The 15,661-nt window shown below is 57.8% G+C and carries 11 protein-coding genes; 7 read left to right on the top strand and 4 right to left on the bottom strand.

Features of this window, described 5'->3' with window-relative positions; genetic code table 11:
* Positions 1-49: 49 nt before the first annotated feature.
* The gene (gyrA, locus tag D5066_RS07070; protein WP_028013903.1) at positions 50-2,686 is read right to left on the bottom strand and encodes a DNA topoisomerase (ATP-hydrolyzing) subunit A; all 2,637 of its coding nucleotides are present in this window, start codon (positions 2,684-2,686) and stop codon (positions 50-52) included.
* Between the two features lie 146 nt (positions 2,687-2,832).
* On the opposite strand from gyrA, the gene ubiG reads away from it, so the two are divergent.
* The 4 genes from ubiG (at position 2,833) to yfaE (ending at position 7,628) form a co-directional block, all read left to right on the top strand.
* Positions 2,833-3,561, top strand: coding sequence for a bifunctional 2-polyprenyl-6-hydroxyphenol methylase/3-demethylubiquinol 3-O-methyltransferase UbiG (ubiG, locus tag D5066_RS07065; RefSeq protein WP_046888293.1), 729 nt, complete (start codon positions 2,833-2,835; stop codon positions 3,559-3,561).
* A gap of 347 nt (positions 3,562-3,908) precedes the next feature.
* Positions 3,909-6,194, top strand: coding sequence for a class 1a ribonucleoside-diphosphate reductase subunit alpha (nrdA, locus tag D5066_RS07060; protein WP_080328578.1), 2,286 nt, complete (start codon positions 3,909-3,911; stop codon positions 6,192-6,194).
* Between the two features lie 49 nt (positions 6,195-6,243).
* Positions 6,244-7,374, top strand: coding sequence for a class Ia ribonucleoside-diphosphate reductase subunit beta (gene nrdB / locus D5066_RS07055; protein ID WP_014884611.1), 1,131 nt, complete (start codon positions 6,244-6,246; stop codon positions 7,372-7,374).
* Positions 7,374-7,628, top strand: a complete 255-nt coding sequence (gene yfaE / locus D5066_RS07050) for a class I ribonucleotide reductase maintenance protein YfaE (RefSeq protein WP_003859419.1) — start codon at positions 7,374-7,376, stop codon at positions 7,626-7,628. The genes nrdB and yfaE overlap by 1 nt, the downstream gene beginning before the upstream one ends.
* Before the next feature lie 23 nt (positions 7,629-7,651).
* Here yfaE and glpQ read toward each other — a convergent pair whose 3' ends face one another.
* Together glpQ and glpT are read right to left on the bottom strand one after the other, a co-directional pair.
* Positions 7,652-8,704, bottom strand: a complete 1,053-nt coding sequence (gene glpQ, locus D5066_RS07045; protein ID WP_119915456.1) for a glycerophosphodiester phosphodiesterase — start codon at positions 8,702-8,704, stop codon at positions 7,652-7,654.
* A gap of 11 nt (positions 8,705-8,715) precedes the next feature.
* A complete protein-coding gene (gene glpT, locus D5066_RS07040; RefSeq protein ID WP_028013908.1) occupies positions 8,716-10,068 on the bottom strand; it encodes a glycerol-3-phosphate transporter in 1,353 nt (450 codons plus the stop codon).
* 252 nt (positions 10,069-10,320) lie between these two features.
* On the opposite strand from glpT, the gene glpA reads away from it, so the two are divergent.
* The 3 genes from glpA to glpC are packed head-to-tail and all read left to right on the top strand — an operon-like array spanning position 10,321 to position 14,343.
* Complete coding sequence (glpA, locus tag D5066_RS07035) at positions 10,321-11,949, top strand: anaerobic glycerol-3-phosphate dehydrogenase subunit A (protein WP_119915455.1); 1,629 nt, start codon at positions 10,321-10,323, stop codon at positions 11,947-11,949.
* Entirely contained in the window at positions 11,939-13,153 is a 1,215-nt protein-coding gene (gene glpB, locus D5066_RS07030; protein ID WP_119915454.1) for a glycerol-3-phosphate dehydrogenase subunit GlpB, read from the top strand. The genes glpA and glpB overlap by 11 nt, the downstream gene beginning before the upstream one ends.
* Positions 13,153-14,343 (top strand): anaerobic glycerol-3-phosphate dehydrogenase subunit GlpC, encoded by a 1,191-nt coding sequence (gene glpC, locus D5066_RS07025; protein WP_119915453.1) that lies wholly within the window; start codon positions 13,153-13,155, stop codon positions 14,341-14,343. The genes glpB and glpC overlap by 1 nt, the downstream gene beginning before the upstream one ends.
* A 33-nt stretch (positions 14,344-14,376) precedes the next feature.
* Here the strand turns inward: glpC and D5066_RS07020 are convergent, their stop codons facing one another.
* Positions 14,377-15,576 (bottom strand): nicotinamide mononucleotide deamidase-related protein YfaY, encoded by a 1,200-nt coding sequence (locus D5066_RS07020; RefSeq protein ID WP_119915452.1) that lies wholly within the window; start codon positions 15,574-15,576, stop codon positions 14,377-14,379.
* Between the last annotated feature and the right edge of the window lie 85 nt (positions 15,577-15,661).

Here is a 15,661-nt window from a genome sequence, read left to right as displayed (position 1 = left end):
CTGCAAAAGAAAAGGGCCGGAATCCGGCCCTTTTTTGCATCAGGAGACATTACTCGTCAGCGTCATCCGCTGCGTCGTCGTCGCTCTCCGCTTCCGGTGCGATTTCATCATCACCTTCCGCGACGCTGCCGTCGATAGAGTCGAGCTCTTCATCATCTACCGGCTCAGCAACGCGCTGCAGACCCACCACGTTTTCATCTTCCGCAGTACGGATGAGGATAACGCCCTGGGTGTTACGGCCTACCACGCTGATCTCAGACACGCGGGTACGCACAAGCGTACCGGCATCGGTGATCATCATGATCTGGTCAGCATCGTCCACCTGCACCGCGCCCACAACGGACCCGTTGCGCTCGGTCACTTTGATGGAGATAACGCCCTGGGTGCCACGTGACTTGGTCGGGTATTCGCTTTCCGCCGTACGTTTACCGTAGCCGTTCTGGGTGACGGTCAGGATTGCGCCTTCGCCACGCGGAACGATCAGGGAAACTACAGAGTCTTCACCCGCCAGCTTGATACCGCGTACGCCGGTCGCCGTACGACCCATTGCGCGCACGGCGTTCTCTTTAAAGCGCACCACTTTACCGGCCGCAGAGAACAGCATCACTTCATCCGAACCGGAGGTCAGATCCACACCGATCAGCTCGTCGCCTTCGTTCAGGTTCACTGCAATAATACCGGCGGAACGTGGGCGGCTGAATTCGGTCAGCGCGGTTTTCTTCACGGTACCGCTCGCGGTCGCCATAAAGACGTTCACGCCCTCTTCGTACTCGCGTACCGGCAGGATGGCGGTGATACGTTCGTTCGCTTCCAGCGGCAGCAGGTTGACGATAGGACGACCACGCGCGCCACGGCTCGCTTCCGGCAGCTGATAGACCTTCATCCAGTACAGGCGGCCACGGCTGGAGAAGCAGAGGATCGTGTCATGGGTGTTGGCCACCAGCAGGCGGTCAATAAAGTCTTCTTCTTTAATACGTGCCGCAGATTTGCCCTTACCGCCACGACGCTGTGCTTCGTAGTCGGTCAGCGGCTGATACTTCACATAGCCCTGGTGAGACAGGGTGACCACCACGTCTTCGCGGTTGATCAGATCTTCAATGTTGATATCAGAGCTGTTCGCGGTGATTTCGGTGCGACGCTCGTCGCCGAACTGATCGCGGACCAGCTCCAGCTCTTCGCGGATCACTTCCATCAGGCGCTCGGCGCTACCCAGGATATGCAGCAGCTCAGCAATCTGCTCCAGCAGCTCTTTGTACTCGTCGAGCAGTTTTTCATGCTCAAGGCCGGTCAGCTTCTGCAGGCGCAGATCCAGAATCGCCTGGGCCTGCTGTTCAGTCAGGTAGTACTGACCGTCACGCACGCCGAATTCAGGCTCGAGCCACTCAGGACGCGCGGCGTCATCGCCCGCACGTTCCAGCATCGCCGCCACGTTGCCCAGATCCCACGGACGCGCAACCAGCGACGCTTTCGCTTCAGCCGGGGTTGGTGCACGACGGATCAGCTCAATGATCGGGTCGATGTTGGCCAGCGCAACCGCCAGTGCTTCAAGAATGTGCGCACGGTCGCGCGCTTTGCGCAGTTCGAAGATGGTACGACGGGTCACCACTTCGCGGCGGTGACGCACGAACGCGCTCAGGATCTCTTTCAGGTTCATGATCTTCGGCTGGCCATGGTGCAGCGCAACCATGTTGATACCGAAGGAGACCTGAAGCTGAGTCTGGGAGTACAGATTGTTCAGCACAACCTCACCCACCGCGTCGCGCTTGATTTCAATCACGATGCGCATACCGTCTTTGTCAGACTCGTCGCGCAGCGCGCTGATGCCTTCAACGCGTTTTTCTTTTACCAGCTCGGCGATTTTTTCAATCAGGCGCGCTTTGTTCACCTGATACGGGATCTCGTGAACAATGATGGTTTCACGGCCGGTTTTAGCGTCCGCTTCCACTTCGGCGCGGGCACGGATGTAAATCTTGCCGCGACCGGTACGGTACGCTTCTTCAATACCGCGACGACCGTTGATGATCGCCGCCGTCGGGAAGTCCGGGCCCGGGATGTGCTCCATCAGCCCTTCAATGCTGATGTCTTCATCGTCGATATAGGCCAGGCAGCCGTTGATCACTTCCGTGATGTTGTGTGGCGGAATGTTGGTTGCCATACCGACGGCGATACCGGACGAGCCGTTCACCAGCAGGTTAGGGATCTTCGTTGGCATAACGTCAGGAATTTTTTCCGTGCCGTCGTAGTTATCAACGAAATCAACCGTCTCTTTTTCCAGGTCGGCCATCAGCTCATGGGCAATCTTCGCCAGACGGATTTCCGTATAACGCATTGCCGCGGCGGAGTCGCCGTCGATAGAACCAAAGTTACCCTGACCATCTACCAGCATGTAACGCAGCGAGAATGGCTGCGCCATACGGACGATAGTGTCGTACACCGCGGAATCACCATGGGGATGGTATTTACCGATTACGTCACCAACGACACGGGCAGATTTTTTGTAGGCTTTATTCCAGTCATTGCCCAATACGTTCATGGCGTATAGTACGCGACGGTGTACCGGCTTCAGGCCATCGCGGACGTCCGGCAGCGCACGGCCAACAATGACCGACATCGCATAGTCCAGATAGGAGCTCTTCAGCTCTTCCTCGATGTTAACCGGTGTAATTTCTCTCGCAAGGTCGCTCATCTAACCGCTATCCCTCTACTGTATCCCGGATTCAAAGGTCGCAAATTATAACACAGCCGAGGTGATTGAGGTAAACCTATACGCTTTATTCACAGGGATTGCCTGATATACTCATTCGTCTTGCTAAATAAGGAGTAAAAGCGCCCATGAATGCCGAAAAATCCCCGGTGGCTCACAACGTTGACCACGAAGAGATTGCCAAATTTGAAGCGGTGGCGTCCCGCTGGTGGGATCTCGAAGGTGAGTTCAAACCGCTGCATCGCATTAACCCGCTGCGTCTGGGCTATATCGCGGAGCGTTCCGGCGGTCTGTTCGGTAAGAAGGTTCTCGACGTCGGTTGCGGCGGCGGCATCCTGGCGGAGAGCATGGCGCGCGAAGGAGCCACCGTCACCGGCCTGGACATGGGCTTTGAACCGCTGCAGGTTGCCCGTCTTCATGCGCTGGAGTCAGGTATACAGGTGGAATACGTGCAGGAAACCGTGGAAGAGCATGCGGCAAAACATGCCCACCAGTACGATGTGGTGACCTGCATGGAGATGCTGGAGCATGTTCCCGATCCGCAGTCCGTGGTAAACGCCTGTGCAAAACTGGTGAAGCCGGGCGGCCAGGTTTTCTTCTCGACCATCAACCGCAACGGCAAAGCCTGGCTGATGGCCGTGGTCGGGGCGGAGTATGTGCTGCGCATGGTGCCGAAAGGCACGCACGACGTGAAGAAATTCATCAAGCCAGCCGAGCTGTTAAGCTGGGTTGACCAGACGTGGCTGAAAGAGCAGCACATCACCGGCCTGCACTACAATCCGCTGACAGATAAATTCAAACTCGCACCGGGCGTGGATGTTAACTATATGTTGCACACCACCGCCAAAAACGACTAACGTCATTCGTTATTCTTATAAAGATTGCGCGACATCATGTTGCGCAATTCTGACCTCCCGTTGAAGAAATCAGCACTCGATCAAATTTTGAATTTTTTTTCTAAATTATTGACATCTCTTCCAGGCCTTACGCTACGAGGACTTACGCTTTTTTACCCTTTCACAACCTCAATTTAACGTCAAAATCAACCCTTGTGCTGAAAAGATTCGATACTAGAATACTCACCATATAGCGTTTTTCTTATCGCAAACCCCCTATATGTAGTATTTATCCACAGAGTTAGTCACAAGATGGATCTGTGGATAAGCGGGGGATATTTTTTATTTCACGGACAGGTAAAACCCACATGAATCAGAGTCTGCTGGTGACAAAGCGCGACGGTACAACCGAGCGTATCAATCTGGACAAAATCCATCGAGTTCTCGACTGGGCAGCAGAAGGACTGAACAACGTATCTATATCCCAGGTTGAACTGCGTTCTCATATTCAGTTCTACGACGGCATCAAAACGTCTGATATCCACGAAACGATCATTAAAGCAGCGGCAGACCTCATCTCCCGCGACGCACCGGATTATCAGTACCTCGCTGCGCGTCTGGCGATTTTCCACCTGCGTAAGAAAGCCTACGGCCAGTTTGAGCCGCCGAAGCTGTACGATCACGTAGTGAAAATGGTCGAGCTGGGCAAATACGACACGCATCTGCTGGAAGACTATACGGAAGAAGAGTTCGAGCAGATGAACGGGTTTATCGATCACTGGCGCGACATGAACTTCTCCTACGCGGCGGTGAAGCAGCTCGAAGGCAAATACCTGGTTCAGAACCGTGTAACCGGTGAGATCTACGAAAGCGCCCAGTTCCTCTATATTCTGGTGGCCGCCTGCCTGTTCTCTAACTACCCGCGTGAGACCCGTCTGGACTACGTGAAGCGTTTCTACGATGCGGTATCGACGTTCAAAATTTCTCTGCCAACGCCAATCATGTCTGGCGTGCGCACCCCTACCCGTCAGTTCAGCTCCTGCGTACTGATCGAGTGCGGTGACAGCCTGGATTCCATCAACGCCACCTCCAGCGCCATCGTGAAATACGTCTCCCAGCGTGCCGGTATCGGCATCAACGCCGGTCGCATCCGTGCGCTGGGCAGCCCGATTCGCGGCGGTGAAGCGTTCCACACCGGCTGTATCCCGTTCTACAAGCACTTCCAGACGGCGGTAAAATCCTGCTCTCAGGGCGGCGTGCGCGGCGGTGCTGCGACTCTGTTCTACCCGATGTGGCACCTGGAAGTGGAAAGCCTGCTGGTCCTGAAAAACAACCGCGGCGTGGAAGGCAACCGCGTGCGTCACATGGACTACGGCGTGCAGATCAACAAGCTGATGTACACCCGTCTGCTGAAAGGGGAAGACATCACCCTGTTCAGTCCGTCCGACGTTCCGGGCCTGTACGACGCGTTCTTCGCCGATCAGGACGAATTTGAGCGCCTGTACACCAAATACGAAAAAGACGACAGCATCCGCAAGCAGCGCGTGAAGGCGGTAGACCTGTTCTCCCTGATGATGCAGGAACGTGCCTCTACCGGCCGTATCTACATCCAGAACGTTGACCACTGCAACACCCACAGCCCGTTTGATCCGGTGGTTGCGCCAGTGCGCCAGTCTAACCTGTGCCTGGAGATCGCCCTGCCGACCAAACCGCTGGAAGACGTGAACGACGAAAACGGTGAAATTGCGCTGTGTACGCTGTCCGCGTTCAACCTGGGTGCGATTAAGAGCCTGGACGAACTGGAAGAGCTGGCCGTGCTGGCGGTTCGCGCGCTGGATGCCCTGCTGGACTACCAGGATTACCCAATCCCGGCGGCAAAACGCGGTGCAATGGGCCGTCGCACTTTAGGTATCGGCGTGATCAACTTCGCTTACTGGCTGGCGAAAAACGGCAAGCGTTACTCTGACGGCAGCGCCAACAACCTGACCCACCAGACGTTCGAAGCGATTCAGTACTACCTGATGAAAGCCTCCAACGAGCTGGCGAAAGAGCAAGGCGCGTGCCCGTGGTTCAACGAAACTACCTATGCAAAAGGCATTCTGCCGATCGACACCTATAAGAAAGACCTGGATGCGATCGTCAGCGAGCCGCTGCACCTGGACTGGGAAGGCCTGCGCGAGTCCATCAAAACGCACGGTCTGCGTAACTCCACGCTCTCTGCCCTGATGCCGTCCGAGACCTCTTCGCAGATCTCCAACGCCACCAACGGTATTGAGCCACCGCGCGGCCACGTCAGCATCAAAGCGTCGAAAGACGGCGTGCTGCGTCAGGTGGTGCCGGATTACGAAACGCTGGGCAACAACTACGAGCTGCTGTGGGAAATGCCAAACAACGACGGCTACCTGCAGCTGGTGGGCATCATGCAGAAGTTTATCGACCAGTCGATCTCTGCCAACACCAACTACGACCCGACGCGCTTCCCGTCCGGCAAGGTGCCGATGCAGCAGCTGCTGAAAGACCTGCTGACCGCCTACAAATTTGGCGTGAAAACCCTGTACTATCACAACACCCGTGACGGTGCAGAAGACGCCCAGGACGACATGGTACCGTCAATTCAGGACGATGGCTGCGAAAGCGGCGCATGTAAGATCTAATGAAGGGCGGGGATATCCCCGCCTTTATTTCGTAAGACAGGACACACTCATGGCATATACCACCTTTTCACAGACGAAAAACGACCAGCTCAAAGAGCCAATGTTCTTCGGCCAGCCGGTCAACGTGGCACGCTACGATCAGCAAAAATATGACATCTTCGAAAAGCTGATTGAAAAGCAACTCTCCTTCTTCTGGCGTCCGGAAGAAGTGGACGTCTCCCGCGACCGTATTGATTACCAGTCGCTGCCGGATCACGAAAAGCATATCTTCATCAGCAACCTGAAGTACCAGACGCTGCTGGATTCCATTCAGGGCCGTAGCCCGAACGTGGCGCTGCTGCCGCTGATCTCCATTCCGGAGCTGGAAACCTGGGTGGAAACCTGGGCGTTCTCCGAGACGATCCACTCCCGTTCTTACACCCACATCATCCGCAACATCGTGAACGATCCGGCGGTGGTGTTTGACGATATCGTTACCAACGAGCAGATCCAGAAGCGCGCGGAAGGCATTGCGCACTACTACGACGAGCTGATCGAGATGACCAGCTACTGGCATCTGCTGGGCGAAGGCACCCACAACGTGAACGGCAAAACCGTTACCGTGAACCTGCGCGCGCTGAAAAAGCAGCTGTACCTGTGCCTGATGAGCGTTAACGCGCTGGAAGCGATCCGCTTCTACGTGAGCTTCGCCTGCTCCTTCGCCTTTGCCGAGCGCAAGCTGATGGAAGGTAACGCCAAAATCATTCGCCTGATAGCCCGTGACGAAGCCCTGCACCTGACCGGCACCCAGCACATGCTGAACCTGCTGCGCAGCGGTACGGACGATCCGGAGATGGCGGAAATCGCCGAAGAGTGCAAGCAGGAGTGCTACGACCTGTTCGTGCTGGCGGCCCAGCAGGAGAAAGAGTGGGCAGACTACCTGTTCCGCGACGGCTCCATGATTGGCCTGAACAAAGACATCCTGTGCCAGTACGTTGAGTACATCACCAACATCCGCATGCAGGCGGTTGGTCTGGACCTGCCGTTCCAGACGCGCTCTAACCCGATTCCGTGGATCAACACCTGGCTGGTATCCGATAACGTGCAGGTCGCGCCGCAGGAAGTGGAAGTAAGCTCATACCTGGTCGGTCAGATTGATTCTGAAGTCAACACCGACGACCTGAGCGACTTCCAGCTCTGATGAGCCGCGTAACGCTGAGCCTTTCTGGCACGGAAGTGCTGTGCCAGGAAGAGCACCCTTCCCTGCTGGTGGCGCTTGAGGCGCATCAGGTGGAGGTAGAGTACCAGTGTCGTGAAGGCTATTGCGGCTCCTGCCGCTGCCGTCTGGTCGCAGGCCAGGTGGACTGGCTGACCGAACCGCTGGCCTTTATCAGTGAAGGGGAAATTTTGCCCTGCTGCTGCCGGGCAAAAGGCGATATTGAGATTGAGATGTAAAAAAGGGCCTTACGGCCCTTTTTCTATTTTAAGAACGTCACTGCTTTATCGGGGAAATCCGTAAACAGCCCATCCACGTCCGCCTGCTTATACAACACCTCGTAAAGCTGATTCACGTCTGTGGCGTACGGCGGCAACTGGTCTGCACGCACCGTATAAGGATGCACCTGCATCTTGCTGGCGTGCGCCTCTTTCACCATCGCCGTCAGCTTCACGTGGCCAGGCGTTGAGCCTTCCGCCACCAGCATGTGGTAATCCGGCCCGATGCCGTCGGCGTACTGCGCAATCTGCTTCATCGCGCCCGGCTTAAACATCCAGTCGTAGTTGTAGTTCACCCACTTCCCGTCCGGCTGCTTCTCCTGGGTTTCGTTCCAGTCGGTATAGGCAATCAGCTGTACCAGATTGAGATCCATCCCCATCTTCGGCTCCAGCTCGGTTTTAATACGCTTCAGCTCGGCGGCATCAAAACACTGCAGGTAAACTTTGTCCTTCTTGCTGGTGTAGCCGTACTGTTTCAGCACCTCCAGCGTCTTCGCGGCAATGTCCTTCCCTTCCTGATGGTGGAACCACGGCGCTTTGATCTCCGGGTAGATGCCGATATTTTTCCCGGTCGAGTGGTTCAGCCCCTGAACGAACTCAATCTCCTCCTGGAAGGTATGGATCCGGAAGTCAGATTTGCCCATCGGGAAGCGGCCCGGATAGACCTGCACCTTCTTGCCGTTTTCAATCTCGAAGCCTTCGGTAAACTTCAGGGAGCGGATTTCATCCAGGGTAAAGTCGATGGCGTAGTAACGGCCATCTTTGCGCGCGCGGTCCGGGAAGCGCTCCGCCACGTCCGTCACGCGGTCAAGATAGTGGTCATGCAGGACGACCAGCTGGTCGTCCTTGGTCATCACCAGATCCTGCTCCAGATAATCCGCGCCCTGCGCATAGGCCATCGCTTTCGCCGGCAGCGTATGTTCCGGCAGATAACCGCTCGCGCCGCGGTGGGCGATAACGATTTTATCCGCCGCCAGCGCGGCGCCTGACATCAGGCCTGCCAGCAGCATACCGGTTGCTAATTGAGTTAACTTCATCGCATTGCTCCTTATTGACGACGCGCCAGCACTTCCGCGTGGTGACGTTTCTCGCCGATCATCACAACCACCAGCAGCAGAACCGCCAGCACGCTGCCGCCAATCATCACCATAAAGCCGCCGTCCCAGCCGAAGAAGTCAACGGTGTAGCCCACGATGGCGCTCGCCGCGACCGAACCGCCCAGGTAGCCGAACAGACCGGTAAAGCCTGCTGCCGTGCCCGCCGCTTTTTTCGGCGCCAGCTCCAGCGCGTGCAGACCGATCAGCATCACCGGACCGTAAATCAGGAAGCCGATAACGATCATACAAGCCATATCTACGGACGGGTTGCCCGGCGGGTTGAGCCAGTAAACGACAGTGGCAATGGTCACCAGGGTCATAAAGAACACGCCCGTCGCGCCGCGGTTGCCCTTGAACACTTTGTCCGACATCCAGCCGCAGATCAGCGTGCCCGGGATCCCAGCGTATTCATACAGGAAATAGGCCCAGGAGGATTTATCCAGCGCGAAGTGCTTCACCTCTTTCAGATAGGTCGGGGACCAGTCGAGGATGCCATAGCGCAGCAGGTAAACGAACACGTTCGCCACCGCGATGTACCACAGCAGCTTGTTCGGCAGCACGTACTTCATGAAGATCTGTTTCGCGGTCAGCTCTTCTTCGTGCTTCTCGCTGTAATCATCCGGATAGTCGTTTTTGTACTCTTCAATTGGCGGCAGGCCGCAGGACTGCGGCGTATCGCGCATCAGCGCAAAAGCAATAATCGCCACCAGAATAGCGCCAAAGGCAGGCATGTAGAGTGCCGCGTGCCAGTCGTTGAACCAGGCCATCCCCAACAGGAACAGCAGAGGCGGAAGCCCGCCCCCGACGTTATGCGCGCAGTTCCACACCGACACAATGCCGCCGCGCTCTTTCTGCGACCACCAGTGCACCATGGTACGTCCGCACGGCGGCCACCCCATCCCCTGGAACCAGCCACAGAGGAACAGCAGCACGAACATAATCGCAATACTGGACGTCGCCCACGGCACAAAGCCCATGAACAGCATCACCGCCGCGGCCAGAATCAGACCGGCGGGCAGGAACACGCGCGGATTCGAACGGTCCGACACAGAGCCCATGATGAATTTCGAAAAACCGTAGGCGATAGAGATCCCCGACAGCGCGAACCCCAGATCGCCGCGGGAGAAGCCCTGCTCCACCAGATACGGCATGGCAAGCGCAAAGTTTTTACGTACAAGGTAGTACGCCGCGTACCCGAAGAAGATCCCCAGGAAAATTTGCCAACGCAGACGACGGTATAGCGGATCAATTTCTGCCTCTGGCAGACGCGCCCGATGCGGCGCAGGTTTGAAGATACTGAGCATTACAGCCTCCGTGGCCTTGAATTAAATGGGCAGGTGGCTCGCACCTGAATTCCAGAGGCGGGGATGTTAAGAAATCACGGTGATTGTTACTGTGAATCAACGCACAGATTGTTACAGAAATATGACAGAATGCGCAAAAAAGCGCATGAAATCACGTTTCACTTTCGAATTTCGCGCGTTTATGTTCGAAATCAAACAAACCACACTATTGATATGGCTAAATGATAAAAAAACGAACATAGAGGGTAAACAATGACCATTCACGATCCTCGCTACAGCGATGTGATAATCATTGGCGGTGGCGCAACCGGCGCCGGCATCGCGCGCGACTGCGCCCTTCGCGGCTTAAGCGTCACGCTGCTGGAGCGCCACGATATTGCAACAGGCGCAACCGGACGAAACCACGGCCTGCTGCATAGCGGCGCGCGGTATGCGGTTACAGACGGTGAATCCGCGCGCGAATGTATTGCTGAAAACCAGATCCTCAAGCGTATCGCCCGTCACTGCATAGAGCCGACCGACGGCCTCTTTATTACCCTTCCTGAAGATGACCTCGCCTTTCAGAAGACCTTTATTACCGCCTGTACCGCAGCGGGCATTCAGGCGGAGGCCATGGATCCGGCGCTGGCGCGGCGGCTGGAGCCGTCGGTGAACCCGGCGCTTATTGGCGCGGTGAAAGTCCCCGACGGCACCGTTGACCCCTTCCGCCTGACCGCCGCCAATATGCTCGACGCTCGCGAACATGGCGCGCGCATTCTGACCGGGCATGAAGTGACCGGACTTATTCGCGAAGGGCATCGCATTTGCGGCGTGCGGGTGTTTGATACGCAGTATAACGAGCACGGCGAGCTGCACGCCGCCGTGGTGGTCAACGCGGCGGGGAGCTGGGGGCAGCGTATTGCGGAATACGCCGACCTGTCGGTGCGCATGTTCCCGGCAAAAGGCTCGCTGCTGATCCTCGACCACCGCATTAATAACCACGTCATCAACCGCTGCCGCAAGCCGTCTGACGCCGATATCCTCGTGCCGGGCGACACCATTTCGTTAATCGGCACGACCTCAACCCACGTGGACTACGGCGAGATTGACTACAACCGCGTGACCGCCGAAGAGGTCGACATTCTGCTGCGCGAAGGGGAAAAACTGGCGCCGGTAATGGCGCAGACGCGTATTCTGCGCGCCTACGCGGGCGTGCGTCCCCTTGTCGCCAGCGATAACGATCCGAGCGGACGTAACGTCAGCCGGGGCATCGTGCTGCTCGATCACGCCGAGCGCGACGGCATGGACGGGTTTATTACCATCACCGGCGGTAAGCTGATGACCTACCGCCTGATGGCCGAGTGGGCGACCGATGCCGTCTGCCGCAAGCTGGGGAATACCGAACCGTGCGTCACCGCAGAGCAACCGCTGCCGGGATCGCGCCAGTCTACCGAGAAAACGCTACAGAAAATCATCTCCCTTCCCGCGCCGCTGCGCGGGTCCGCGATTTACCGCCACGGCGACAGAACACCGCAGTGGCTCGGTGAAGGAAGATTGAGCCGCAGCCTGGTCTGCGAGTGCGAAGCCGTTACCGCGGGCGAAGTGCAGTACGCGGTAGAGAACCTGACGGTTAACAGCCTGCTGGATCTCCGCCGCCGCACCCGCGTCGGAATGGGAACCTGCCAGGGCGAGCTGTGCGCCTGTCGTGCTGCCGGGCTGCTGCAGCGTTTTCACACCACCACCGCCACCCAGTCGCTCGATCAGCTCAGCGCGTTTTTAAACGAGCGCTGGAAAGGCATTCAGCCTGTCGCCTGGGGGGATGCCCTGCGCGAAAGCGAATTTACCCGCTGGGTCTATCAGGGGCTTTGCGGTCTGGAGAAGGAGCAACACGATGAAATTTGATACCGTCATCGTCGGCGGCGGGCTGGCAGGCCTGCTCTGCGGCATCAAACTCACGAAGCAGGGACTGCGATGCGTCATTATCACCCGCGGCCAGAGCGCCCTGCATTTTTCGTCAGGCTCGCTGGATCTGGTGGACGAAGCGTACCGCGATACGCTGCCGCCGGAGCACCCCTATCACCTGATTGGCGCGCACAACGTTGACCGCTTTGCGCTGGAAACCGAAGCGCTGCTGGCGGACAGCGGCGCGCGTATGAAGGGGAGCGCCAGGCAAAATCATCAGCGCATTACGCCGCTCGGCACCCTGCGTTCCGCGTGGCTTAGCCCGGAGGAGGTGCCCGTTGCCCCCTTAACTGCCGCGCGCGTGCGGGTGGTGGGCATCAGCGGCTTTCTGGATTTTCAGCCCCATCTCGCGGCAGCCTCGCTCTGTCACCAGGGGGTTAACGCCGACACGGCGGAAATAGAGCTGCCTGAGCTTGATGTCCTGCGCGATAACCCGAGCGAGTTTCGCGCGGTGAATATCGCCCGTTTTCTGGATAATGAGGACAAATGGCCGCTGCTGTATGACGCGCTCAGGCCGATCAGCGACAACTGTGACGCCCTGCTGATGCCCGCCTGCTTTGGTTTAAACGACAACCGGCTCTGGCGCTGGCTCTCGGATCGTCTGCCCTGCTCGCTCGGCCTGCTGCCCACGCTGCCCCCTTCCGTACCCGGCATTCGCCTGCACACCCAGCTCCAGCGTCTGTTTGTGGCGCAGGGCGGCGTGTGGATGGCGGGTGACGAGGTGAAAAAAATCACCCTGACCGACGGCGCGGTGAGCGAAATCTGGACGCGCAACCACGATGATATTCCGCTTCGCGCCCGCTATACGGTGCTGGCAAGCGGGAGCTTCTTCAGCAACGGGCTGCTGAGCAGCCGGGAAGGCATTCGGGAAGCCATTATGGGGCTGGATGTTCGGCAGAGTGCCTCCCGCGCGGACTGGTATCAGAGTGATTTCTTCTCGCCGCAACCCTGGCAACAGTTTGGCGTAATTGTCGATAGCCAGCTACACCCGCAACTTTCCGGTAAACCCGTCGGTAATCTTTTTGCCATTGGCTCGCTGCTGGGCGGTTACGATCCGATCGCTCAGGGGTGCGGCGGTGGGGTTTGCGCCGTCACGGCGCTGTATGTGGCAGAGCAGATTAGCCAGCGCACGGAGGCTGAATAATGAACGACACCCGTTTTGAAAGCTGCATTAAATGCACCGTCTGTACCACCGTCTGCCCGGTCAGCGGCGTGAACCCGCGCTACCCTGGGCCAAAGCAGGCCGGGCCGGACGGCGAGCGCCTGCGTCTGAAGGACGGCAAGCTGTACGACGAGGCGCTGAAATACTGCATCAACTGTAAACGCTGCGAAGTCGCCTGCCCGTCGGATGTGAAAATCGGCGACATCATCCAGCGCGCCCGTGCGCGCTACAGCACGCAAAAGCCGACGCTGCGCGATGCTATCCTGAGCCATACTGACTTGATGGGCAGCGTCTCAACGCCGTTTGCCCCGCTGGTGAATGCCGCGACCTCACTCAAACCGGTGCGTCAGCTGCTGGATGCGACGCTGAAGATAGACCATCACCGCAGCCTGCCGAAATATTCCCACGGCACCTTCCGTCGCTGGTATAAATCCGTCGCGGCGGAGCAGGCGCAGTATGACGATCAGGTCGCCTTTTTCCACGGCTGCTATGTGAATTACAACCATCCGCAGCTGGGAAAAGACCTGCTGAAGGTGCTGAACGCCATGGGAACGGGCGTACAGCTGCTCAGCAAGGAGAAGTGTTGCGGCGTGCCGCTGATTGCCAACGGGTTTACCGATAAAGCGCGCAAGCAGGCTAAAAGCAACGTCACGTCACTGCGCGAAGCGATTGTCGATAAAGGCATGCCGGTGCTGGCGACGTCGTCCACCTGTACCTTCACCCTGCGCGATGAGTATCCGCATCTGCTGGACGTGGATAACACCGGCCTGCGCGAGCACATCGAGCTGGCGACACGCTTCCTGTGGCGCAAGCTCGACAGCGGGCAGACGCTGCCGCTGGGAATATTGCCGCTGAAAGTGGTGTATCACACCCCGTGTCATATGGAGAAAATGGGCTGGTCGCTCTATACGCTGGAACTGCTGCGGTTAATTCCGGGGCTGGAGCTGACGGTGCTGGATTCGCGCTGCTGCGGCATCGCAGGCACCTACGGCTTTAAGCGTGAAAACTACGAAACCTCGCAGGCGATTGGCGCCCCGCTGTTCCGCCAGATTGAAGAGAGCGGCGCGGATATCGTGGTGACGGACTGCGAAACCTGTAAATGGCAGATTGAGATGTCCACCAGCAAGCGCTGCGAACATCCGATCAGCCTGCTGGCGAAAGCGCTGGGGTAAGCATTGCCGGGGCGAGAGACCCCGGCAAACGCATCATTCAATGAACAGCGAGTCCACGACGTTAATCCACCCGTGCTCGCTGGCAACCTCTTTACCGTTCAGCCAGCGGCGCAGCATGTTCAGCGCCATCATTGCACACACCTCCTGACGTACCGCCAGGCTGTGTCGCGTGATGCTCATTTTCACCCGCAGCGCATGCGTGCCCTCCGGCGTTGCCAGCGCAAAATTAAGATGTTCCTCATCCAGCCCGCCGACAAACAGCGCCAGGCCGGCAAAGTGTTTCACCCTTCTCTCGGAAGCCCAGCGCGCGGTCTGCGCCAGCGTCTCCTGCTGGAACGGCACCACCTCACTGGCAAGCAGCGGCGCGTTGACGCGCGACAGCTGCAGCGCCAGCAGGCCGCCGGTAAACTGCTCGCTTAAGGTCACGCTGAGCTGGCGAGTCTGCAGATGCTTTGCAATCTGCGCGGGTAACCCTTCCGTTCCTTCAAAGATCAGGCTTTCGCCCGCCACGCGCTGCACCTCAGGCCACAGAGCCAGCATCGCCTCTTTTTGCGTAGCCGGTCCTGTTAATTTGAGCTCAATGATCGGCATTGAGGAGCGATAGCCCATGGACACACCCGGCGGCAGCGCAAGGTGGTCAAGGCTCTGAGCGAGATCGCTTTCCGAGCGGCCAAAGGTGGTCAGACGCAGGCACAGCGGAGGTTCAGGCAGAGTAAAACGCTGGCGAAGGCGCGGCAGGATCTGCTGCTCGACCATCACTTTAAATTCAGATGGCACGCCCGGCGTGAAGAACATCAGGCAGCGGTTCAGCTGCATGGCAAACCCGCAGGCGGTACCGACCGGGTTATCGACCAGCTCAGCGCTGGCGGGGATCTCAGCCTGTTTGCGGTTGCTGGGAGCCATAACGCGGCCACGTTCGGAGAAAAAGCGCTCCATCTGCGAAAGCCACGCCTCGTGCAGCACCAGCCCTTCGCCTTTTGCGGTCGCGGCGGCCAGCGCACTGAGATCGTCACTGGTGGGGCCGAGCCCGCCGTTCACAATCAGCACGTCGCACTGTTCACTGCGCTCACGCAGGATGCTGACCAGTGACTCAAGATTGTCGCCGACCGTATTGCGGCGCGTTAACGGTAATCCTTGCTCAAAGAAAAGATCGGCAAGCCAGGCTGCATTGGTATCGATAATCTGTCCGTGCAGCACTTCGTCGCCGGTGGATAACATCTCCACGTTAATCATTGTGTTCTCCCGCTTATTTGGTCAAAACACTATAGCGCAAACGCGGGGTGGAGATGAGAGAAACTGGCGCGACGGAACGCCGCGC

Origin of the sequence: Enterobacter chuandaensis (genome assembly GCF_003594915.1) — a bacterium.
Taxonomy (GTDB): domain Bacteria; phylum Pseudomonadota; class Gammaproteobacteria; order Enterobacterales; family Enterobacteriaceae; genus Enterobacter; species Enterobacter chuandaensis.
The sequence above is the reverse complement of the archived record's forward strand: the minus strand, read 5'-3'. Positions and strand labels throughout refer to the sequence as shown.

Coding starts and splice junctions, on each gene's coding strand:
- gyrA (WP_028013903.1), bottom strand. CDS start 2,686: ATGAGCGACCTTGCGAGAGAAATTACACCGGTTAACATCGAGGAAGAG.
- ubiG (WP_046888293.1), top strand. CDS start 2,833: ATGAATGCCGAAAAATCCCCGGTGGCTCACAACGTTGACCACGAAGAG.
- nrdA (WP_080328578.1), top strand. CDS start 3,909: ATGAATCAGAGTCTGCTGGTGACAAAGCGCGACGGTACAACCGAGCGT.
- nrdB (WP_014884611.1), top strand. CDS start 6,244: ATGGCATATACCACCTTTTCACAGACGAAAAACGACCAGCTCAAAGAG.
- yfaE (WP_003859419.1), top strand. CDS start 7,374: ATGAGCCGCGTAACGCTGAGCCTTTCTGGCACGGAAGTGCTGTGCCAG.
- glpQ (WP_119915456.1), bottom strand. CDS start 8,704: ATGAAGTTAACTCAATTAGCAACCGGTATGCTGCTGGCAGGCCTGATG.
- glpT (WP_028013908.1), bottom strand. CDS start 10,068: ATGCTCAGTATCTTCAAACCTGCGCCGCATCGGGCGCGTCTGCCAGAG.
- glpA (WP_119915455.1), top strand. CDS start 10,321: ATGACCATTCACGATCCTCGCTACAGCGATGTGATAATCATTGGCGGT.
- glpB (WP_119915454.1), top strand. CDS start 11,939: ATGAAATTTGATACCGTCATCGTCGGCGGCGGGCTGGCAGGCCTGCTC.
- glpC (WP_119915453.1), top strand. CDS start 13,153: ATGAACGACACCCGTTTTGAAAGCTGCATTAAATGCACCGTCTGTACC.
- D5066_RS07020 (WP_119915452.1), bottom strand. CDS start 15,576: ATGATTAACGTGGAGATGTTATCCACCGGCGACGAAGTGCTGCACGGA.